Annotated in this window: 20 protein-coding genes and 1 other annotated feature; of the genes, 8 read left to right on the top strand and 12 right to left on the bottom strand. The window is 59.8% G+C overall.

Annotated elements, in window-relative coordinates:
• Positions 1 to 28 precede the first annotated feature (28 nt).
• Together GKN89_RS02785 and GKN89_RS02780 are read right to left on the bottom strand one after the other, a co-directional pair.
• Positions 29 to 781: a YciC family protein gene (locus tag GKN89_RS02785; RefSeq protein ID WP_019452717.1), complete on the bottom strand. Its 753-nt coding sequence runs from the start codon at positions 779 to 781 to the stop codon at positions 29 to 31.
• 34 nt (positions 782 to 815) lie between these two features.
• Positions 816 to 1,256 carry a YkgJ family cysteine cluster protein gene (locus tag GKN89_RS02780; protein WP_025159790.1) on the bottom strand — a complete coding sequence of 147 codons (441 nt, stop codon included), beginning with the start codon at positions 1,254 to 1,256 and terminating at the stop codon, positions 816 to 818.
• Between the two features lie 286 nt (positions 1,257 to 1,542).
• On the opposite strand from GKN89_RS02780, the gene ompW reads away from it, so the two are divergent.
• The gene (gene ompW / locus GKN89_RS02775; protein ID WP_019452715.1) at positions 1,543 to 2,175 is read left to right on the top strand and encodes an outer membrane protein OmpW; all 633 of its coding nucleotides are present in this window, start codon (positions 1,543 to 1,545) and stop codon (positions 2,173 to 2,175) included.
• A gap of 42 nt (positions 2,176 to 2,217) precedes the next feature.
• Here ompW and GKN89_RS02770 read toward each other — a convergent pair whose 3' ends face one another.
• The 7 genes from GKN89_RS02770 to GKN89_RS02740 all read right to left on the bottom strand — a co-directional run bounded on the left by GKN89_RS02770 (position 2,218) and on the right by GKN89_RS02740 (position 9,311).
• Positions 2,218 to 2,532, bottom strand: a complete 315-nt coding sequence (locus GKN89_RS02770) for a BON domain-containing protein (protein ID WP_019452714.1) — start codon at positions 2,530 to 2,532, stop codon at positions 2,218 to 2,220.
• A 217-nt stretch (positions 2,533 to 2,749) separates the two neighbouring features.
• Positions 2,750 to 3,556: a tryptophan synthase subunit alpha gene (gene trpA, locus GKN89_RS02765; protein WP_063918443.1), complete on the bottom strand. Its 807-nt coding sequence runs from the start codon at positions 3,554 to 3,556 to the stop codon at positions 2,750 to 2,752.
• Complete coding sequence (gene trpB, locus GKN89_RS02760) at positions 3,556 to 4,746, bottom strand: tryptophan synthase subunit beta (protein WP_049242960.1); 1,191 nt, start codon at positions 4,744 to 4,746, stop codon at positions 3,556 to 3,558. The genes trpA and trpB overlap by 1 nt, the downstream gene beginning before the upstream one ends.
• A 41-nt stretch (positions 4,747 to 4,787) precedes the next feature.
• Entirely contained in the window at positions 4,788 to 6,149 is a 1,362-nt protein-coding gene (trpCF, locus tag GKN89_RS02755; RefSeq protein WP_154746638.1) for a bifunctional indole-3-glycerol-phosphate synthase TrpC/phosphoribosylanthranilate isomerase TrpF, read from the bottom strand.
• Positions 6,150 to 6,152: 3 nt separating this feature from the next.
• Positions 6,153 to 7,151, bottom strand: a complete 999-nt coding sequence (trpD, locus tag GKN89_RS02750) for an anthranilate phosphoribosyltransferase (RefSeq protein ID WP_015378066.1) — start codon at positions 7,149 to 7,151, stop codon at positions 6,153 to 6,155.
• 16 nt (positions 7,152 to 7,167) lie between these two features.
• The gene (locus tag GKN89_RS02745; RefSeq protein ID WP_063918442.1) at positions 7,168 to 7,749 is read right to left on the bottom strand and encodes a gamma-glutamyl-gamma-aminobutyrate hydrolase family protein; all 582 of its coding nucleotides are present in this window, start codon (positions 7,747 to 7,749) and stop codon (positions 7,168 to 7,170) included.
• Positions 7,749 to 9,311, bottom strand: coding sequence for an anthranilate synthase component 1 (locus GKN89_RS02740; RefSeq protein WP_019452709.1), 1,563 nt, complete (start codon positions 9,309 to 9,311; stop codon positions 7,749 to 7,751). The genes GKN89_RS02745 and GKN89_RS02740 overlap by 1 nt, the downstream gene beginning before the upstream one ends.
• A 24-nt stretch (positions 9,312 to 9,335) precedes the next feature.
• Positions 9,336 to 9,439 (bottom strand) — a sequence feature (Trp leader region).
• Positions 9,440 to 9,693: 254 nt separating this feature from the next.
• On the opposite strand from GKN89_RS02740, the gene GKN89_RS02735 reads away from it, so the two are divergent.
• The 5 genes from GKN89_RS02735 (at position 9,694) to rluB (ending at position 13,732) form a co-directional block, all read left to right on the top strand.
• Entirely contained in the window at positions 9,694 to 10,575 is an 882-nt protein-coding gene (locus GKN89_RS02735; protein ID WP_063918441.1) for a PHP domain-containing protein, read from the top strand.
• Positions 10,576 to 10,622: 47 nt separating this feature from the next.
• Entirely contained in the window at positions 10,623 to 11,243 is a 621-nt protein-coding gene (locus tag GKN89_RS02730) for an L-threonylcarbamoyladenylate synthase (protein WP_063918440.1), read from the top strand.
• A 115-nt stretch (positions 11,244 to 11,358) separates the two neighbouring features.
• Positions 11,359 to 11,718, top strand: a complete 360-nt coding sequence (locus GKN89_RS02725; RefSeq protein WP_019452706.1) for a Rap1a/Tai family immunity protein — start codon at positions 11,359 to 11,361, stop codon at positions 11,716 to 11,718.
• A 148-nt stretch (positions 11,719 to 11,866) separates the two neighbouring features.
• A complete protein-coding gene (locus tag GKN89_RS02720; protein ID WP_154746307.1) occupies positions 11,867 to 12,664 on the top strand; it encodes an alpha/beta fold hydrolase in 798 nt (265 codons plus the stop codon).
• A gap of 162 nt (positions 12,665 to 12,826) precedes the next feature.
• A complete protein-coding gene (gene rluB / locus GKN89_RS02715) occupies positions 12,827 to 13,732 on the top strand; it encodes a 23S rRNA pseudouridine(2605) synthase RluB (protein WP_063918438.1) in 906 nt (301 codons plus the stop codon).
• A gap of 38 nt (positions 13,733 to 13,770) precedes the next feature.
• On the opposite strand, the gene cobO is transcribed toward rluB, so the two are convergent.
• Positions 13,771 to 14,361 carry a cob(I)yrinic acid a,c-diamide adenosyltransferase gene (gene cobO / locus GKN89_RS02710; RefSeq protein ID WP_019452703.1) on the bottom strand — a complete coding sequence of 197 codons (591 nt, stop codon included), beginning with the start codon at positions 14,359 to 14,361 and terminating at the stop codon, positions 13,771 to 13,773.
• A gap of 14 nt (positions 14,362 to 14,375) precedes the next feature.
• The gene (locus GKN89_RS02705) at positions 14,376 to 15,137 is read right to left on the bottom strand and encodes a YciK family oxidoreductase (protein WP_019452702.1); all 762 of its coding nucleotides are present in this window, start codon (positions 15,135 to 15,137) and stop codon (positions 14,376 to 14,378) included.
• A gap of 359 nt (positions 15,138 to 15,496) precedes the next feature.
• On the opposite strand from GKN89_RS02705, the gene sohB reads away from it, so the two are divergent.
• Positions 15,497 to 16,543, top strand: a complete 1,047-nt coding sequence (sohB, locus tag GKN89_RS02700) for a protease SohB (RefSeq protein ID WP_019452701.1) — start codon at positions 15,497 to 15,499, stop codon at positions 16,541 to 16,543.
• Between the two features lie 50 nt (positions 16,544 to 16,593).
• Here sohB and GKN89_RS02695 read toward each other — a convergent pair whose 3' ends face one another.
• Positions 16,594 to 16,845: a YciN family protein gene (locus GKN89_RS02695; RefSeq protein WP_019452700.1), complete on the bottom strand. Its 252-nt coding sequence runs from the start codon at positions 16,843 to 16,845 to the stop codon at positions 16,594 to 16,596.
• Positions 16,846 to 17,272: 427 nt separating this feature from the next.
• Here GKN89_RS02695 and topA point away from each other — a divergent pair, with 427 nt between their 5' ends.
• The gene (gene topA, locus GKN89_RS02690) at positions 17,273 to 19,870 is read left to right on the top strand and encodes a type I DNA topoisomerase (RefSeq protein ID WP_025159788.1); all 2,598 of its coding nucleotides are present in this window, start codon (positions 17,273 to 17,275) and stop codon (positions 19,868 to 19,870) included.
• Positions 19,871 to 20,072 lie beyond the last annotated feature (202 nt).

Below are 20,072 nucleotides of genomic sequence, written 5' to 3'. Positions count from 1 at the left end.
TGCCCCTTGGGTTTTGGTGGCGCCGGCCTTAGCCGCGCAGCAGCATATACAGACGGAACAGATAGATCAGCAGCAGGGCGGATACCAGGTTGCTCAACGCGGTCAACACTACGCTGGCGACGTTCGGCGTCAGCACCGACAGATGGCTCACCAGGAACAGCACCAGCAGCTTGGCCGCCAGCCACAGCATCATCGCCGGCACAATCACGCGCGCATTGGCGAAGGCCAGTTTGCTGCTCAACTTGAGCGAAGCGAACACGCCTTTTTTGTCGACGGAGGCGATCACCGGCGCCAGCGCGAAGGCGATCGCCATGATCACGCCCGGCACCACAAACAGCGTCAGGCCGAGCTGGATCAGCAGGGTGCAGATAAACAGCAGCAGCAACAGGCGAGGCAGATCGGGCGCCGAAGCGCCGAGCGCGCGCAGGGCGCTGGTGCGTTGCCCTTGCGACACCAGACGGATCAGCGTCAGCATCCCGCCGACCAGCAGCACGTTGCCGACCAGAGCGGAGAAGGTGGCGGCGGCCGACACTTTCAGCAGCACCATCTGCTGTTCCGGCGTCATCTGCTGGATCACTTCCTGAATGCCCATGCCGGTAGACGAGGCGAAATCGCTGGTGGTGGCCGCGAGCGTCGCCAACTGTTCGGCATCGGGGCTGAAGGCCTGATTCAGCAGCACGGAGATAAACGCCGTCAACAGCGCCAGCATCAGGATGCTGGCCAGTTGGTTGCGTAAAAAGTTAAAACTGTCACGGTACAAAGCGTTGGCCGTGATAGGCATGCAGACTCCTTGGCGTCGGGAAAACAGAGATAAATCAGTGGGTGATTGTACCCTGTTCCACGCCGCTGTGGCACCCCGCGAATTGCACTACGCCTATTTCTTCAACGATCGTCGTCTCAGGCAGCGAAAGCGGCAAGGGCACCGGCAACGGCGGCAGGCCGTAGCGTTCGCGAGCGCGATCGCAGGCTTCGTTGCGCAGGCCGTTTTCACCGGACTGATCGAACTCTCTGCACGGGCTGGGCCGATTGAGGTAGATCGAGCAGGACACGGCGGTGCCGATCTCGCCGTCCAATGCGGTACAGCGTGGGGACTTGCTGTTGGTCCCCTGCATGCAGCGTAGGAACGGGGTCAAAGGCTCCGTTAGGGAAAGAGGGACGGTGCCGCCGCCGTCTTCGGCTTCGGCCCAATAGAATGACACTCGAAAATAACCGCAGCATGCGCCGCAGCTGACACAGGGATTAAGGATTTCGCTCATCTTGATTGCCCGCCGACTCCTTACGGCACCAACCAAAACCAACACGGAAAACGAAATTACCTCAGCCGCATTTTTCTCCGCAACTGAAATTTGAACATGTAGATAATTTGCAACAAAATCGATTTTTTGATGCAGATCAATCCTTGATTTATTAAGCGGTTAGGTAACCTTGTTTTTAGTAGGATTTTAAATTTTTACACATAAGATGTGATCTCGATGGGATCACAAATACCCGAAAGTAGGTATATTCCTCCCCGAGAGATTAACCACACAAATGGAATGGATAATGAAAAAGACAACTCTGGTGGTATTGGCGACGATGATGGCGCCTATGTTGGCAAGTGCGCATCAGGCTGGTGATTTCCTGTTCCGCGCGGGTACCGCGACGGTACGCCCGAATGCGGGGTCGGACAACGTGCTGGGCTTAGGTTCGCTGGATGCGAAAAACAACACTCAGCTCGGCCTGACCTTCGGGTATATGGTGACGGACAACATTGGCGTTGAGCTGTTGGCCGCAACCCCGTTCCGCCACAAGGTGACGCTGGGCGGCACCGATCTGGCGACCGTTCACCAACTGCCGCCAACGCTGATGGCGCAATACTACTTCGGCGACAAGCAGGACAAACTGCGTCCTTACCTGGGCGTCGGCGTTAACTACACCACCTTCTTCGACGAGAAGTTCAACGACTACGGTAAAAGCGCCGGGTTGAGCAACCTCGATCTGAAAGACTCCTGGGGTGTGGCGGCGCAGGCCGGTCTGGATTACAACCTGGATGAACACTGGATGCTGAACATGTCGGTGTGGTGGATGAACATCGAAACCAAAACTCGCTTCAACGATGCGAATGGTGGGCACCACAGCTTCGATACGCGTCTGGATCCGTGGGTGTTCATGTTCGGGGCGGGTTACCGCTTCTGATCAAAGCCGTAAGCAGGGAGGCGCAAGGCCTCCCTGTCGGTATTATTTAAGCTGCATTACGTTGTCAACGGATTTCACGCCGGCAACGCCGCGAGTAACCTGCACCGCACGGTTGGCGTCATCGCTGGACGTCACGAAACCGCTCAGCTGAACGCGTCCTTTAAAGGTTTCCACGCTGATCTCGCGCGACTTAATGTTTTTATCCGCCAGCAGCGCCGATTTCACTTTGGTGGTGATCACCGTGTCATCGATATAGCCGCCCGTTCCCTCAGATTTTGCCGTCGGCGCGCAAGCGCTCACCGCGACCGCCACAACGGCTGCCATGCACAAGGCCGAAAGGGTTTTAAAAAGCTTCATAAATTACTCTCCATGCAATGTTATGGTTAAAACTCGCGACGGTGTATCGCCACTGCGAGCGCATTCCCCAAATCAAACGAAGAAATGCATAGCGAACAAAGTTCATTGTGAGACAAGACGGCGGTTTGTTCAAATTTTTGCGGTAAATAAATGGAACAAACTTTGAAGGGAAACAAGCTGTTAAAGCGAGCGCCGGCAGGGCGCTCGCCAAAGAGGATCATGCCCGGGTGGCGTGCTTCATCGCGCTGACGAAGGTCGCCAGTTTAGCCAGCATCTCCGCCGGGTTGGCATGGTGCTGTTCGATGATTTTGACGATGGCCGAGCCGGAGATCGCGCCGGCGGCGCCGGCCTGCAGCGCGGCCTTCACCTGCTCCGGTTCGGAGATGCCAAAGCCCTGCAGCGGCGGCGCGGCGTGGTACTCGCGCAGCTTGTTCACCAGATGATGCAGCGGCAGCTGCGCCCGGCTTTCGGTGCCGGTTACTCCGGCGCGCGACAGCAGGTAGGTATAGCCGCGGCCGTGCGAAGCGATTTCACGCAGCAGCTCGTCATCGGCGTTCGGTGGGCAGATGAAGATCGGCGCGATACCGTGGCGCGCGGCGGCGGCGCGGAACGGCGCAGACTCTTCAAACGGCACGTCGGCGACCAGCACCGAATCCACGCCCACTTCGGCGCAGCGTTGGTAAAACGCATCGATGCCTTTATGGAACACCAGATTGGCATACATCAGCAGGCCGATAGGAATGGTCGGGTGCTTTTGGCGGATGGCCGCCAGCATCTCGAAGCACTGGGTCGGGGTGACGCCGGCGGCGAAGGCGCGCAGCGTCGCGTTCTGGATCGTCGGCCCGTCCGCCAGGGGATCGGAGAAGGGGATGCCCAGCTCCAGCGCGTCTGCGCCGGCTTCAATCAGGGTGTCGATAATCTGCAGTGACAGCGCCGGGTTGGGATCGCCCAGCGTGACGAACGGGACGAATGCGCCTTCCTTGCTGCTTTCCAGACGCGTGAACAGTTGCTGATAACGTTCCATCAGATTTCTCCCCGTGCTTTCAAAATGTCGTGAACGGTAAATATGTCTTTGTCGCCGCGGCCGGACAGGTTGACCACCAGGATCTGCTCTTTCTGCGGCGTTTCACGGATCATTTTCAGCGCGTGCGCCAGGGCGTGCGAAGATTCCAGCGCCGGGATGATGCCTTCATGGCGCGACAGCGCCTTGAACGCTTCCAGCGCTTCGTCGTCGGTGATTGACACGTATTCTGCGCGGCCGATGCTGTTCAGGTAGGCGTGCTGTGGCCCGACGGACGGGAAGTCCAGCCCGGCGGAGATCGAATAGGACTCTTCAATCTGGCCTTCGTCGGTTTGCATCATCGGCGCTTTCATGCCGAAGTAGATGCCGACGTGGCCATGCTTGAGCGGCGCGCCGTGCTGACCGGTTTCGATGCCCAGACCGGCGGGTTCCACGCCGATCAGGCCCACTTCGGCGTCATCGATAAAATCGGCGAACATGCCGATGGCGTTGGAGCCGCCGCCGACGCAGGCGATGACCGCATCCGGCAGACGGCCTTCACGCTCCAGCACCTGCGCTTTGGTTTCTTCGCCGATCATGCGCTGGAATTCACGCACGATGGTGGGATACGGGTGCGGACCGGCGGCGGTGCCGAGCATATAGTGCGCGGTTTCATAGCTGCCGGACCAGTCGCGCAACGCTTCGTTGCAGGCGTCTTTCAGCGTGGCGGAGCCGCTGTGCACCGGGATCACTTCCGCACCCATCAGCCGCATGCGGAACACGTTCGGCGACTGGCGCTCGACGTCTTTGGCACCCATATAGATGCGGCATTTCAGGCCGAGCAACGCGCAGGCCAGCGCGGAGGCGACCCCGTGTTGACCGGCGCCGGTTTCCGCGATGATCTCGGTTTTGCCCATGCGTTTGGCCAGCAGGGCCTGGCCCAGCACCTGGTTGGTTTTGTGCGCGCCGCCGTGCAGCAGATCTTCACGCTTCAGATAGAGCTTGGTGTTGCTGCCGGCGGTGAGGTTTTTGCACAGCGTCAACGCCGTTGGGCGGCCCGCATAGTTCTTCAACAGATCGATAAATTCTGCCTGAAACGCCGGATCGCGCTGAGCGCTGACAAAGGCTTCTTCCAGTTGTTTCAAGGCCGGCATCAGAATTTGCGGCACGTATTGGCCACCAAATTCGCCGAAGTAGGGGTTAAGCAGCGTCATGAGAGTTCCCGTTATTATCCGTTATTAGTGTAGAGCCATATTCAGTAGGCGCGTAGGGTTTGGAAAACCGATGCCAGGCGCGCGGGATCTTTGATGCCCGGTTCGCTCTCCACGCCGGAGTTGAAGTCCAGACCGGCGCAGCCGAGCTTGGCCGCTTCAACGCAGTTGTCTGCGCGCAGGCCGCCCGCCAGCATGACGTTAGTCAGGTCTTCGCCTTGCAATACCGACCAGTCGAAGCGTTGGCCGGTGCCGCCTGCGCCGTTGTCCAGCAGATAGCGATCGACATGCTGCAGATCGCGCACCGGCACCCGATCTTTCACGCTCAGCGCTTTCCAGATGCGGCAATCGGCCGGCAAACGGGCGCGCAGGGCGCTGATATAGGCCTGGTCTTCCGCACCGTGCAGCTGAACCGCCTGCAAGCCGAGACGCTCAACGGTCAACGCCACGGTATCGACCTGGGCGTCGCAGAATACGCCGACGTACTTCAGCGGCGCGCCGGAGATCACTTCACGGGCGCGGGTGATATCCACATAGCGCGGTGAACGGCCGACGAAAATCAGCCCGCCGTAGATGGCGCCGGCCTGATAAGCGGCGGCGGCGTCCTGCGGGCGAGTCAGTCCGCACACTTTGTTGTCACCGAGGATCACGCGGCGCACGGCGGCGCGCAGATCGGGTTCCGACATCAACGCGCTGCCGATCAGGAAGCCGTTGGCGTAGTGGCTCAGCTCGCGAATCTGCCCGTAGTTGTTGATGCCCGATTCGCTGATCACCGTCACGCCGTGCGGCACGCGCGGCGCCAACTGACGGGTGCGGTTCAGGTCGATGCTCAGATCGCGCAGGTCGCGGTTATTGATGCCAACCACCCGCGCTTCCAGCGCGACCGCACGCTGCAGCTCTTCTTCACTGATCACTTCGGTCAGCACGCCCATATTGAGGCTGTGGGCCACCGCCGCCAGTTGGCGGTACTGTTCGTCGGTCAACACCGACAGCATCAGCAGGATGGCGTCGGCCTGATAGTAGCGCGCCAGGTAAATCTGATACGGATCGATGATAAAGTCTTTGCACAACACCGGCTGGCTGACGGTTTGACTGACCAGCGGCAGGAAGTCGAAGCTGCCCTGGAAGTATTTCTCGTCGGTCAACACCGAGATCGCCGAGGCGAAATCTTTATAGACCGAGGCGATCTCCACCGGATCAAAGTTCTCGCGAATCAGTCCCTTGGAAGGCGAGGCCTTCTTGCATTCGAGAATGAAAGCCGTCCGGGTGCCCTGCAGCGCGTGGTAGAAGCTGCGTTCGCTCGGTACGATGTCATTCTGAAAGCCGGCCAGGGGCTGTTGCTGTTGTCGCGCCGCGATCCATTGCGCTTTGTCGCGGACAATCTTGTGTAGCACGGTTTCCTGCATCATTTATCCTCTTGCCGCCAGTGCGATGACACGCTCATAGGCCTGCCCGCTGTTGATCATATCCAGTGCCTGCCGCGCATTTTGGCGCAGGTCTTCATGTCCGAATAACTTCAGAAGCAACGCGACGTTGGCCGCGACCGCCGCGGCGTGCGCCGGCTCGCCTTTACCTTGTAACAGCCGCGCCAAAATGTCACGGTTTTCTTCCGGCGTGCCGCCCAGCAAGGCTTCCAGCGGATAGGTTTCCAATCCGAAGGACTGCGGCGTGAGCTGGTAGCTGCTGATTTCGCCGTTGTTCAATTCCGCCACGTGCGTCGGGGCGTGGATCGCCACCTCGTCCATGCCGCCGCCGTGGACCACCGCCGCGCGCTGATAGCCCAGCACGCGCAGGGTTTCGGCGATCGGCAGCACCAGTTCCGGGCTGTAAACGCCGATCAGCGCCAGCGGCGGACGCGCCGGGTTGATCAGCGGGCCCAGCACGTTGAACAGCGTGCGGGTCTTCAGCTGCTGGCGCACCGGCATGGCGTGACGAAAGCCGGTGTGGTACTGCGGCGCGAACAGGAAGCACACGCCGAGATCGTCCAGCGCCTTGCGCGCTTCTTCCGCCGGCAGATCCAGGCGGATGCCGAACGCCGCCAGCAGATCCGAGGAGCCGGAGCGGCTGGAGACGCTGCGGTTGCCGTGCTTGGCGATCTTCGCGCCGCACGCCGCCGCCACGAAGGCGCTGGCGGTGGAAATATTGATGCTGTTGGTGCCGTCGCCGCCGGTGCCGACGATATCGGCGAACAGATAGTCAGGGCGCGGGAACGGCTGAGCGTCGTCCAGCAGCGCTTTGGCGGCGCCGGCGATCTCTTCCGGGCGTTCGCCGCGGACCTTCATGCTGATCAACGCCGCCGCCAGTTGGCTCGGCTCCAGTTCGCCGCGCACGATGGCGCTGAACAGCTGTTGGCTTTCCTGCTGGCTCATCGACTCGGCGCGGTACAGTTTCTCAAGAATAGGTTGCATCGTCGTGTTCCTTATATTACTTCGCCAGCGCCCAGGCCAGGGTCTGCTCAAGCAGGCGCGCGCCGTGGGTGGTCAGAATCGATTCCGGGTGGAACTGGAAGCCGCACACGCGGCGGCGGTCGTCGCGCACCGCCATCACCATCTCGCCGAAACGGGCGTTGACGGTGAGGTCGGCCGGGATGTTGCTGCCGACCAGCGAGTGGTAGCGCGCCACCGGCAGCGGATTGACCATGCCGGCGAACATGCCTTCACCGTCGTGAACGATCGCCGAGGCTTTGCCGTGCAGAATTTCACCCGCCTGGCCGACCTGGCCGCCGTAGGCTTCGACGATCGCCTGGTGGCCGAGACAGATGCCGATGATCGGCAGTTGGCCGCGCAGACGCTGCAGCAGTTCCGGCATGCAGCCCGCTTCGGAAGGGGCGCCGGGGCCGGGCGACAGCATCAGCACCGGCTGTTCCATCTGTTGCAGACGCTCGATGATCACCTCGGCGGCGATCTGATTACGGTAAATCACTACCTGGTGGCCACTGGCGCGCAGCTGATCGACCAGGTTGTAGGTAAAGGAATCGACGTTGTCGAGCAGCAGGATATCGGCCATCAGAACACCTCCTTGGCATGGTGCGCAGTGGCGATGGCGCGCAGCACGGCACGGGCTTTATTACGGGTTTCGTCGGCTTCCGCCTGCGGGATGGAATCCAGCACTACGCCGGCGCCGGCCTGCACGGTGGCGATGCCGTCTTCAACGTAGGCGGAGCGAATGACGATGCAGGTATCCAGATCGCCGGTGGCGGTGAAGTAGCCCACCGCGCCACCGTAGCTGCCGCGGCGCGTGCCTTCGGAGGCGGCGATCAGCTGCATCGCCCGTACTTTCGGCGCGCCGCTGAGGGTGCCCATGTTCATGCAGGCCTGGTAGGCGTGCAGCACGTCGAGATCGGCGCGCAGAGTGCCCACCACGCGGGAAACCAGATGCATGACGAACGAATAGCGGTCTACTTTGGTCAGGTCGGCCACGTAGCGGCTGCCGGCCTGGCAGATGCGCGCCAGATCGTTGCGCGCCAGATCGACCAGCATCAGGTGCTCGGCCAGCTCTTTGTGGTCGGTGCGCATTTCCAGCTCGATGCGGCTGTCGAGATCCAGATCCAACGAACCGTCGGCACGGCGACCGCGCGGGCGGGTGCCGGCGATCGGGTAGATTTCAATTTGGCGATTGCCCGCATCGTATTTCAGCGCGCTCTCCGGCGAAGCGCCGAACAGGGTGAAGTCATCATCCTGCATGAAGAACATGTACGGGCTGGGGTTGTTGTCTTTTAAGGTCTGGTAGGCCGCCAGCGGCGCCGGGCACGGCAGGGAGAAGCGGCGCGACGGCACCACCTGGAAAATCTCGCCGTGACGGATCGCTTCCTGCAGCTCGCTGACCACCGCGCCGTACTCTTCGTCGCTCTGGTTACAGCTCAGCTGCATGTTCTCCAGCTTTTGGTGCGGGATCGGCTGCGGGGTTTGTTGCAACTCGGCCTGCAGCTGTTCCAGACGCTGCTGCAGGCGCTGTGTCTCGCTCGCTTGTTCGCTGAAAACGCTGGCCTGCAGGCGGGCCGAGCCGCGCTGGTGATCCAGCACCAGCAGAGTTTCCGCCAGATAGAAGCAGAAGTCCGGGCAACGCTGATCCTGGCGCAGCGCCGGCAGGTTTTCGAAACCGGCGACCAGGTCATAGGCGAACAGGCCGCCCAGCATCACGGCTTCGCGCTCGTCCGCCGGAGAGTCGACCAGCGTCAGCAGCGTGCGCAGCGCGTCGAACACCGACAGTGAACGCAGGCGGGCGTCTTCGTCCTGCACCGCGTCGATCGTCGGGAAGGTCAGCTCGCGGCCGTTAGGGCGTGCCTGATTGCGCACCTCGGGCGGCAGCGCTTCGTCCAGCAGCGGCAGCAGCGCCGCGCCGTTGGCGGTCAGCGCCTGCACGCTGACGGTGTGGCCCAGCGCGGTGATGCGCAGCGCGCTGTCGATCACCAACAGGCTCTGCAGATTCTGTTTGCTGTTGATTTCCGCCGACTCCAGCAGCAGGGTGGCCGGCCGCGCGCCGCACAGCTGGTGGAAAATGGTGGTGGGGTCGCCCCGGTAGCTGGCTTGCGCCTTCAGCAGTGTCAGTTGTGGTTTAGTGTTCATCATCGGTGGTTCCAGTGAATTCTGTCCATAAAAAAGCCCGCATCAAGTGCGGGCTCAGGAAATCTGCATTGTCAGATGACAGCTATGCGCGATTACACCGCCCGCAAGAGGGAGGTACGCCACCAACCGTGAAGAGAAATGTATTTGTTCATTTGCAGACTCTCTCTGTTAACTCTCATCCGACACGGCCGTTGCCGTGAACTTGTGTACTAGTTAACTGGTTCGGCGAGGCAAAGTCAACCCTCTTTTTGCACAATGTTTTAGCGGTCAGCGTGAATTCTATTCATCCTCCGCCTGACGCCTACGGCTGGGGGGAAGAATAGATTTCCGTCCGGCCGCCGATCGCGGGTATGATAGAAAGCCAAGCCATTGCCGGATAGCCGTTTTGACAGACAGTAACCCTCAATCCACCGCTTTTACTCTGTACGATCTCCACAGCCACACGACCGCCTCCGATGGCTACCTGACGCCGACGCAGCTGGTGCAGCGCGCGGTTGAGATGCGCGTGGGCGTGCTGGCGATCACCGATCACGATACCACCGCCGGGCTGGCCGAGGCCGCCGCCGCCATTGCGGCACAGGCGTTGCCGTTACGCTTGGTCAACGGGGTGGAGATCTCGACGCTGTGGGAAAATCATGAGATCCATATCGTTGGGCTGGGCATGGACGTCGCGCACCCGGCGCTGGTGTCGCTGTTGGCGGCACAAACCGAACGCCGCAACCAACGGGCGCAAGAGATCGGCGTGCGGCTGGGTAAAGCGCGCATTCCCGACGCCTATGCCGGTGCCCAGCGGCTGGCGGGCGACGGCGCGGTAACCCGTGGTCATTTCGCCCGTTACCTGGTGGAGATCGGCGTGGCGGACAATATGGCGCAGGTGTTCAAGAAATACCTGGCCAAGGGCAAAACCGGCTATGTGCCGCCGCAGTGGTGTACAATAGAACAAGCCATTGATGCGATTCATCAATCGGGCGGCCAGGCGGTGATGGCGCATCCGGGCCGTTACGATCTGACCGCGAAGTGGTTGAAGCGTCTGTTGGCGCATTTCGCCGAACACGGCGGTGACGCCATGGAAGTGGCGCAGTGTCAGCAGGCGCCGCACGAGCGCACGCAGCTGGCCAAATACGCGCAGGATTACCGCCTGTTGGCCTCGCAAGGCTCTGATTTTCATCAGCCTTGTTCGTGGATCGAGCTGGGGCGCAAGCTATGGTTGCCGGGCGGCGTCGAGCCGGTGTGGCGCGATTGGCCGCAGTCGGGCGAGGCGGTCTGATTTTACGCGCGTGGCGACGCGCGCGGGCATCATTTTAGGAGCAAGTCATGAGTCAGCTTTTTTATATTCACCCAGACAACCCGCAGCCGCGCTTGATCAACCAGGCGGTAGAGGCGCTGCGCAAGGGTGGGGTGATCGTCTATCCCACCGATTCCGGCTATGCGCTGGGCTGCATGCTGGAAGAAAAGGCGGCGATGGAACGCATTTGCCGCATCCGCCAATTGGACGGCAACCACAACTTTACCTTGATGTGCCGCGATCTGTCCGAGTTGTCGACCTATGCGCACGTTGACAATACGGCGTTCCGCCTGATCAAAAACAATACGCCAGGCAACTACACCTTCATTCTGAAAGCGACCAAAGAAGTGCCGCGCCGCCTGATGAATGAAAAACGCAAAACCATCGGTCTGCGCGTGCCGTCGAACCCGATCGCACTGGCGCTGCTGGAGGCGTTGAACGAGCCGATGATGTCCACCACCCTGATGCTGCCGGGCAATGATTTTGCCGAGTCGGATCCGGAAGAGATCAACGATCACTTGGGTAAGGTGGTCGATCTGGTGATCCACGGCGGCTTCCTCGGCCAACAGCCGACTACGGTTATCGATCTGACCGAATCCTCGCCAGAAGTGGTGCGCGAAGGGGCGGGCGACGCGGCGCCTTTCCGCTGATGTAAATTGTTGCCACCTTGCCCATTATCTGAAAATCGGCCGAAACGACGCGACTTCGCGTGAAAGCCGCTATTCTTGAATACTTCAGAATTGATAATGGGCAGGATGCGCAACAATGATTAAACAGGTTTCTTTTTTAGCGGCCTTATTATTTTCCTCAATGGCAAATGCGGGTTTTTATTCAGGCAGCGCCTTGCTGTCGGAATCCGGCGGTTACGTAAAAAATAAAAGCGGCGAAGCCACCGTGGCGGAAGCGTTGAATGGCGGCATGTTTATGGGATACGTCGCCGGCGTATTCGATACCTATTCCATGCAGGGCAATCGCAATATCTGCCCGGCGGCCGGGATGAGCATTGGCGTAGCTGCCGACGCGGTAATGCAATATTTAAACGAACATCCTGAGCAGCTGCATTATTCCGCGCCGTCGGTGATTATGCTGGCGCTGACAGCTGCCTATCCCTGCGTGCGTCATTAATTTCTTATTCCAATTGGTGCGCATTTTTTCATAAGGTGCGCTCGAGTTCTTTTCCGCACGAACTTCAATAGATCAATGCCTGCTGCGCTGTCACCTTATCATCCCGAGAGTCCCCGAACGGGTCGGGGAGAGACGCGCAGGAGGTAACATGACCGTATTTCACAGCGCCAACGTGACGCTCGACTATCAGGATATCGGCTCAGGGCCGATAACGCTGGTGTTGCTGCCCGGCTGGTGTGAACCGAAAACCGTGTTCGAGCCGTTCATCGCTCTGGCGGCCGAGCGTTACCGGGTGATCAGCATCGATTGGCGCGGCCACGGCCTGTCGTCAAAAGCGGCGGAGATGTCGCTGACGGCGGACGATCTGCTGGAAGATGCGCGTCAGTTGTTGACGGCGCTGCATTTGGACAACGTGGTCACTCTGTCGGTGGCGCACGCCAGCTGGCTGGCGGTGGCGTTGGCCGAGGCGTTGCCACAGCGCGTGCGCGGCATGGTGTTTCTCGACTGGATCATGACGCCGCCGGAGCCGGCTTTCTTTACGGCGGTAAGCCGCATGCAGCAGCCGCAACAATGGCAGGCGGCGCGAGACGCCTTGTTTGACTTCTGGCAGGGAGGAGTCAACCATGTTGAGGTCAAACGCCACCTGGAGGTCGAGATGGCGCAGGAGGATTACCGGCTTTGGCGCGCCGCCGGCGTGGCCATCGAACAGGCCTATCGGCAATTCGGTTCGCCGCTGCAACGCCTGGCGGGGATGAGCGCGCCGCTGCCGTGCCGCCATATTTACTCGTTGGATCGCCGTGACGACTACCTGCGGCAGCAGCAGATGTTTGCCGCCGAGCAGCCGTTTTTCTCCGTGGTGCGTTTAGGCGAGGCGCGCACCCATCTCGGCATTCTGGAACGGCCTGACGCGGTGCTGTGGGCGGTGGAGGATTTTTTGGCGTATTGAACGCCGCCTGAGGGTGCCCCCGCCGATAAAGTGGGTTTCAACACCTTAGAAAGCCTGTATAATGCGCGGTTCGATCCTGATAAACGTATTATTACCGCTGTGGCGGTCAGCCGCGGCGGTTATCCCCCCGACGCCTGTGAAGGCGACATTAGAGGTTGCTCAATGAGCGAAAAGTTACAGAAAGTTTTAGCGCGCGCCGGGCATGGCTCGCGTCGTGAAATCGAAACCATGATTGAAGCCGGGCGCGTCAGCGTCGACGGCAAGGTCGCCAAACTGGGCGATCGCGTTGAAGTGACGCCGGCGATGAAAATTCGTCTGGACGGTCATGTCCTGTCGATCAAAGAATCCGAAGAGGTGGTTTGCCGCGTGCTGGCTTACTACAAGCCGGAAGGCGAGCTGTGTACCCGCAGCGATCCTGAAGGCCGCCCGACGGTGTTCGATCGCCTGCCGAAGCTGCGCGGTTCGCGCTGGGTGGCGGTAGGGCGGCTGGACGTCAACACCTCCGGTCTGCTGTTGTTCACCACCGATGGTGAACTGGCCAACCGTCTGATGCACCCGAGCCGCGAAGTGGAACGCGAGTACGCGGTACGTGTGTTCGGCCAGGTCGACGATGCGAAAGTGAAACAGCTGAGCAAGGGCGTGCAGCTGGAAGACGGCCCGGCCGCCTTCCGCACCATCAGCTTCCAGGGTGGTGAAGGTCTCAACCAGTGGTACAACGTGACCCTGACCGAAGGCCGTAACCGTGAAGTGCGCCGCCTGTGGGAAGCGGTGGGCGTGCAGGTAAGCCGTCTGATCCGCGTGCGCTACGGCGACATTGACCTGCCGAAAGGCCTGCCGCGCGGCGGTTGGGCTGAGCTGGACCTGGCGGCGATCAACTACCTGCGTGAGCTGGTTGAATTGAAACCGGAAACGGTCAGCAAGATGCCGGTCGAGCGTGAGCGCCGCCGCGTGAAGGCTAACCAGATCCGTCGCGCGGTCAAGCGTCACTCGCAGGTAGCCGGCAGCGGCCGCCGCAGTGCGCCGGGCAGCAAGCCGGGTAAACCGAGCAAGCCGAGCAAACGCAGTTAATCCCTCATTCTGGCCCCGTTCGGGGCCAGAACTTGGTGTTACCAATCGATCCCCTGTTGCGCCTTCACACCCGCGTCGAACGCGTGTTTCACCGGCCGCATCTCCGTGACCGTATCCGCCAGTTCCAGCAGATCGCGATGGCATCCGCGCCCGGTCAGGATCACCGTTTGGTGCGCAGGACGCCCCAGCAGCGCTGCCTTCAGCTCCTCCAGTTCCAGATAGCCGTAGGTCAGCATGTAGGTCACTTCGTCCAGCAACACCAGATCCAGGCTGCTGTCGGCCAGCATGCGCTTGCCGTGTTGCCACACCGCCTGGCAGGCGGCAGTATCGTCGGCCTTGTTCTGCGTTTCCCAGGTGAAGCCGGTGGCCATCACCTGAAACTCAACGCCGTGTTGCTGCAGCAGATTCTTTTCGCCATTGGGCCATTCGCCCTTGATGAACTGAATCACACCGGCGCGCATGCCGTGACCCACCGCACGAGTGACGGTGCCGAAAGCGGCGGTGCTCTTGCCCTTACCGTTGCCGGTAAACACCAGCAGCAGGCCGCGCGTTTCCTGCGCGGCGGCGATGCGCGCATCGACCTGTTCTTTCAGGCGTTGCTGGCGCTGTTGATGACGATCTTCCGCCATGAAAACCCTCCTTATTATTCGGCCGCGCCGGGTTTACGATTCGGCTGAGCGTCGAAGCTCATGCCAGTTTTGCGGCGGCTGTCTTCGCCCATCAGATACAGATACAGCGGCATGATGTCGGCCGGGGTTTTCAGCTTGTTCTTGTCTTCGTGCGGGAAGGCGGATGCGCGCATTTTGGTGCGAGTTCCCCCCGGATTGATGCAGTTTACCCGCAGATTGCGATTTTTGTATTCATCGGCCAACACCTGCATCATACCTTCGGTGGCGAACTTCGATACCGCATAGGCGCCCCAGTCGGCGCGGCCGGTGCGCCCGACGCTGGAGCTGGTGAACACCAGTGAACCGGCGTGGGATTTCAGCAGCAGCGGCAGCAGCGCCTGAGTCAGCATAAAGGTGGCGTTGACGTTAACCTGCATCACCTCTTGCCACATGGTCATCGACAGATCGGCCATCGGTGCGATGTCGCCGAGCAGGCCGGCGTTGTGCAGCACGCCGTCCAGCCGTGGGAGCTGGCGCGCCAGATCGTCGGCGATTTGCCGGCATTGCTCCGGCGTGGCGTGCAGCAAGTCCAGCGTCACTACCAGCGCCGGGGCGCCGCCCTGGGCCGCGATCTCTTGTTGAACCGCCTGCAGTTTGCTTTCGGTGCGCCCCAGCAGAACCAGCTGGGCGCCAAAACGTGCGTAGGTCAGCGCCGCTTCGCGGCCGATGCCGTCGCCGGCGCCGGTGACCAAAATGATACGTTGTTCGAGCAGATCTTGTTTGGGTTGGTAATGCACGATAAATCCTCGCCTGGGTGGCTGTTCTCCCGCTGATAATGGGGAGCAAGGGTGAAACGCGCGGCCGGGGCGGGAGCGAAGGCTCGACCGCCTGCGGGCCGCGCAGCGAATCTGTCTCATCGTATTGATGAATAATGGGTGTTATATGCCTTAATCCGTGCGCATTTTCAATGCGTAGCTGGCTGAAATGGCATTCTTTTGTAACAAAAGCGGTGCGGCGGTGGCTTGGTTCGGTGGCCAATCGTCCCCATAGTGACGTGCAGGACGCAACGAATTTTCATTTAGCCGCGACAGCAGCCGCCGTGGTTGGCTAAAATGGAAAGAAGCATACTAACAACCTGTAAATAAAGGCGGAATCTGTGGAGTTTATATCTGTTTATGGCCTGTTTCTGGCCAAGGTCGCCACGGTGGTGCTGGCCATCGCCGCGTTGGCCATACTGGCGGTCAGTTTGGGGCAACGCAAGAGCCGCCAAAAAGGGGAGCTGCAGCTGACCGATCTCGGCGAACAGTATCGCGAGATGCAACGCGATATGCGTCTGGCGCGCATGGATGCCGCCGAGCAGAAGGTGTGGCTGAAACAGTTCAAGAAGCAGACCAAGGCCGACGACAAGCTGAAAAAGCAGCGCGCCAAGTCCGGCGCGGTTGAAGTGAGCAAGCCGTGCCTGTATGTGCTGGACTTCAAGGGCAGCATGGACGCGCACGAGGTGACGTCGCTGCGGGAAGAGATCTCGGCGGTGCTGGCGGTAGCCACGGCGCAGGATGAGGTGCTGCTGCGTCTGGAAAGCCCGGGCGGGGTGGTGCACGGCTACGGTCTGGCGGCCTCGCAGCTGGAGCGCCTGCGCAAGGGCGGCATTCGCCTGACGGTGGCGGTGGATAAAGTGGCGGCCAGCGGCGGCTACATGATGGCCTGCGTCGCGGATCGCATCGTGGCAGCGCCGTTCGCCATCATCGGTTCCATCGGCGTGGTGGCGCAGATCCCTAACTTCCATCGCCTGTTGAAGAAGAACGACATCGATGTGGAGCTGCACACCGCCGGGCAGTTCAAACGCACGCTGACGCTGTTCGGTGAAAACACCGAGCAGGGGCGCGAGAAGTTCCGCGAAGATCTGAACGAAACGCATGAGTTGTTCAAGCGCTTCGTGCATGAGCAGCGCCCGTCGCTGGACATCGATAGCGTCGCCACCGGTGAGCACTGGTTCGGTTCGCAGGCTAAAGAGAAGGGATTGATCGACGCCATCGGCACCAGCGACGATTTGCTGATCGCCGAACTGGATAATCACGAGGTGGTCGCCGTGCGCTATGCGCGCCGCAAACGTCTGATGGATCGTTTCACCGGCAGCGCGGCGGAGAGCGTCGATCGCTTGCTGTTGCGTTGGTGGCAGCGTGGGGAAAAACCGCTGCTGTAACGGCGTGAGTGTATGGATCAACGGGGGCCTGGCGCCCCCGTTTTCATTTCTCAATCGACCAGATGGTATTTTTCCGAAAGCAGATGCGCCAAATGTTTAAACATATTAAATACGGCGGTGGTTTTGGCGGTGGGCAGCCCGTCGGCATCTAAAAAGTATTCGCCGCGGAAAACTAAAACGCCGTTTTTTTGTTCAACGTCGGTGGCGATCATGCCGTGCAGATAATCTTCGTGTTGGCGGATGATGTTATTTGCTTCCGCCAGCAGGGCCTCGCGGCCGATAGGTGCAGTATTTGTGTACATTTATTAGACTCCAAACAAAAAACGCTGCGCATATTCTAACGCCGGTTCGCTTTTATCCGCAAACCGACTAAGGTTTATTTGCCGTCTGGATGGCCATGGGTGGCCGCCGGTTGGCGAAATCGGTCTTTCCGTGCTAATTAGGTTGCGTGACGCTTTTTATCAGGTACAGTGTGGGATTTTGCGGCGTCGGGTGGAAGGTTTTGTTTACGCTATGAATAAAACTCGCACAGCCATACTTCTGGGGCATGAGTGAATAGCAGGCAGGATCAACAACTTGCGTTCAGGTTGAGCAGTTGGGCAGCCAAAAGAAAAAAATCTGTTGATCTCTTGCCAGACTGCCGCAATATAAAAAAGAGACACGAATTGCCGCGGCACGGCGAGATAAAAGACTTCTTTTTAGAAGAAATAAATTTAGGTAAAGGTAAATATGGGTAAAGCTCTCGTAATAGTTGAGTCCCCGGCAAAAGCCAAAACTATTAATAAATATTTAGGAAATGACTACGTGGTGAAGTCCAGCGTCGGTCATATCCGTGATTTGCCGACCAGTGGCTCAGCCAGCAAAAAGAGCGCTGACTCAACCGAAGACAAAGCCAAGAAAAAAGTTAAAAAAGATGAGAAGGCGGCGCTGGTAAATCGCATGGGCGTCGACCCTTACCACGGTTGGAAAGCGCATTACGAAATCCTGCCGGGTAAAGAAAAAGTGGTCGCTGAGTTAAAATCGTTGGCGGAAAACGCCGACCACATTTATCTCGCAACCGACCTTGACCGCGAAGGGGAAGCCATCGCCTGGCACCTGCGGGAAGTGATCGGTGGGGATGACAAACGCTTTAGCCGCGTGGTGTTTAACGAAATCACCAAAAACGCGATCCAACAGGCGTTCAAACAGCCGGGCGAGCTGAACATTGATCGCGTCAACGCGCAGCAGGCGCGCCGGTTTATGGACCGCGTGGTGGGCTATATGGTCTCGCCGCTGCTGTGGAAAAAAATCGCCCGCGGCCTGTCCGCCGGCCGCGTGCAGTCGGTGGCGGTACGCCTGGTGGTTGAGCGTGAGCGCGACATCAAGGCTTTCGTGCCGGAAGAGTACTGGGAGCTGCATGCCGATCTGCTGGCGAAGGGTGAAACCGCGCTGCAGATGGAAGTGACCCACGCGCACGACAAACCGTTCAAACCGGTCAACCGCGAGCAGACTCACGCCGCGGTCAAACTGCTGGAAAAAGCCCGCTACACGGTGCTGGATCGCGAAGACAAACCGACCAGCAGCAAGCCGGGCGCGCCTTTCATTACCTCCACGCTGCAACAGGCCGCCAGTACCCGCCTGAGCTTCGGCGTGAAGAAAACCATGATGATGGCGCAACGGCTGTATGAAGCCGGTCACATCACCTATATGCGTACCGACTCCACCAACCTGAGCCAGGACGCGCTCAACATGGTGCGTGGCTATATCGGCGACAACTTCGGCGACAAATACCTGCCTAAGGCGCCAAACCAGTACAGCAGCAAAGAGAATTCTCAGGAAGCGCACGAAGCGATCCGTCCTTCGGACGTGAACGTGCTCGCCGAGCAGCTGAAAGACATGGAAGCGGACGCGCAGAAGCTGTATCAGCTGATTTGGCGCCAGTTCGTCGCCTGTCAGATGACGCCGGCGCAATACGATTCCACCACGCTGACGGTGAAAGCCGGCGATTATCAGCTGCGCGCCAAGGGCCGCACGCTGCGCTTTGACGGTTGGACCAAGGTGATGCCGGCGCTGCGCAAGGGCGATGAAGATCGCACGCTGCCTTACGTCGAAATCGGCAGCGAACTGGATCTGCAGAAACTGATCCCGAGCCAGCACTTCACCAAGCCACCGGCGCGTTACAGCGAAGCTTCGCTGGTGAAAGAGCTGGAAAAACGCGGTATCGGCCGCCCGTCCACCTACGCCTCCATCATCTCGACCATTCAGGATCGTGGTTATGTGCGGGTGGAAAGCCGCCGCTTCTATGCCGAAAAAATGGGTGAGATCGTCACCGATCGTCTGGAAGAGAACTTCCGCGAGCTGATGAACTATGACTTCACCGCCCGCATGGAAGACGGCCTCGATGAGGTCGCCAACAACCAGGCCGAGTGGAAAGCGGTGCTGGACGAGTTCTTCGTCGACTTCAGCGAACAGCTGGAAACGGCGGAGAAGGATCCGGAAGAAGGCGGCATGCGGCCTAACCAGATGGTAATGACCAGCATCGACTGCCCGACCTGCGGCCGCAAGATGGGCATTCGCACCGCCAGCACCGGCGTGTTCCTCGGCTGTTCCGGCTATGCGCTGCCGCCGAAAGAGCGCTGCAAAACCACCATCAACCTGGTGCCGGAAGCGGAAGTGCTCAACATCCTTGAAGGCGACGACGCGGAAACCAACGCGCTGCGCGCCCGTCGCCGCTGCAAGAAATGCGGTACCGCGATGGACAGCTATCTGATCGATAACCAGCGTAAGCTGCACGTGTGCGGTAACAACCCGGCGTGCGACGGCTATGAGATCGAAGAGGGCGAGTTCCGCCTCAAAGGTTACGACGGTCCGGTCGTTGAGTGCGACAAGTGCGGTTCCGAAATGCACCTGAAAATGGGGCGTTTCGGCAAGTACATGGGCTGCACCAACGAGAACTGCAAAAACACCCGCAAGATCCTGCGTAACGGCGATGTTGCGCCGCCGAAGGAAGATCCGGTGCCGTTGCCGGAGCTGCCGTGCGAGAAGTCCGACGCCTATTTCGTGCTGCGTGACGGCGCGGCCGGCGTGTTCCTGGCGGCCAACACCTTCCCTAAATCGCGTGAAACCCGCGCGCCGCTGGTGGAAGAGCTGGCTCGCTTCAAGGATCGCCTGCCGGAGAAGCTGCGCTACCTGGCCGATGCGCCGGTGGCGGATGCCGAAGGCAATAAAACGCTGGTGCGTTTCAGCCGCAAAACCAAGCAGCAGTATGTCTCTTCCGAGAAAGACGGCAAGGCGACCGGCTGGTCCGCGTTTTACGTGGACGGCAAGTGGGTTGAAGGCAAGAAGTAAGGCCGCATTCCGCCTGCAAGAAGAAAAACCAGCCCTGGCGGCTGGTTTTTTTATTGGTGAAAAGAGGAGAACGGATCTATGCTTTGCTGCTTTTATCCCTCCACCGCCGCCGTTTCACGTTGATACCAATGCAAAATAATCGTTATCATAGTGTGACGCGGATCTATACTTGAAGCTGCAACGTGGTATAGTGGTTATATAA

This window comes from Serratia sp. YC16, assembly GCF_009707615.1.
Lineage (GTDB): Bacteria > Pseudomonadota > Gammaproteobacteria > Enterobacterales > Enterobacteriaceae > Serratia > Serratia surfactantfaciens.
The sequence above is the reverse complement of the archived record's forward strand: the minus strand, read 5'-3'. Positions and strand labels throughout refer to the sequence as shown.

Bases quoted from the DNA above. Each gene is read 5' to 3' on its own strand.
- trpCF (WP_154746638.1), bottom strand. From the start codon at position 6,149: ATGCAGGAAACCGTGCTACACAAGATTGTCCGCGACAAAGCGCAATGG.
- GKN89_RS02725 (WP_019452706.1), top strand. From the start codon at position 11,359: ATGATTAAACAGGTTTCTTTTTTAGCGGCCTTATTATTTTCCTCAATG.
- trpA (WP_063918443.1), bottom strand. From the start codon at position 3,556: ATGGAACGTTATCAGCAACTGTTCACGCGTCTGGAAAGCAGCAAGGAA.
- GKN89_RS02740 (WP_019452709.1), bottom strand. From the start codon at position 9,311: ATGATGAACACTAAACCACAACTGACACTGCTGAAGGCGCAAGCCAGC.
- rluB (WP_063918438.1), top strand. From the start codon at position 12,827: ATGAGCGAAAAGTTACAGAAAGTTTTAGCGCGCGCCGGGCATGGCTCG.
- trpB (WP_049242960.1), bottom strand. From the start codon at position 4,746: ATGACGCTGCTTAACCCCTACTTCGGCGAATTTGGTGGCCAATACGTG.
- trpD (WP_015378066.1), bottom strand. From the start codon at position 7,151: ATGCAACCTATTCTTGAGAAACTGTACCGCGCCGAGTCGATGAGCCAG.
- GKN89_RS02695 (WP_019452700.1), bottom strand. From the start codon at position 16,845: ATGTACACAAATACTGCACCTATCGGCCGCGAGGCCCTGCTGGCGGAA.
- ompW (WP_019452715.1), top strand. From the start codon at position 1,543: ATGAAAAAGACAACTCTGGTGGTATTGGCGACGATGATGGCGCCTATG.
- GKN89_RS02780 (WP_025159790.1), bottom strand. From the start codon at position 1,256: ATGAGCGAAATCCTTAATCCCTGTGTCAGCTGCGGCGCATGCTGCGGT.
- GKN89_RS02720 (WP_154746307.1), top strand. From the start codon at position 11,867: ATGACCGTATTTCACAGCGCCAACGTGACGCTCGACTATCAGGATATC.
- GKN89_RS02770 (WP_019452714.1), bottom strand. From the start codon at position 2,532: ATGAAGCTTTTTAAAACCCTTTCGGCCTTGTGCATGGCAGCCGTTGTG.
- GKN89_RS02730 (WP_063918440.1), top strand. From the start codon at position 10,623: ATGAGTCAGCTTTTTTATATTCACCCAGACAACCCGCAGCCGCGCTTG.
- topA (WP_025159788.1), top strand. From the start codon at position 17,273: ATGGGTAAAGCTCTCGTAATAGTTGAGTCCCCGGCAAAAGCCAAAACT.
- GKN89_RS02785 (WP_019452717.1), bottom strand. From the start codon at position 781: ATGCCTATCACGGCCAACGCTTTGTACCGTGACAGTTTTAACTTTTTA.
- cobO (WP_019452703.1), bottom strand. From the start codon at position 14,361: ATGGCGGAAGATCGTCATCAACAGCGCCAGCAACGCCTGAAAGAACAG.
- GKN89_RS02745 (WP_063918442.1), bottom strand. From the start codon at position 7,749: ATGGCCGATATCCTGCTGCTCGACAACGTCGATTCCTTTACCTACAAC.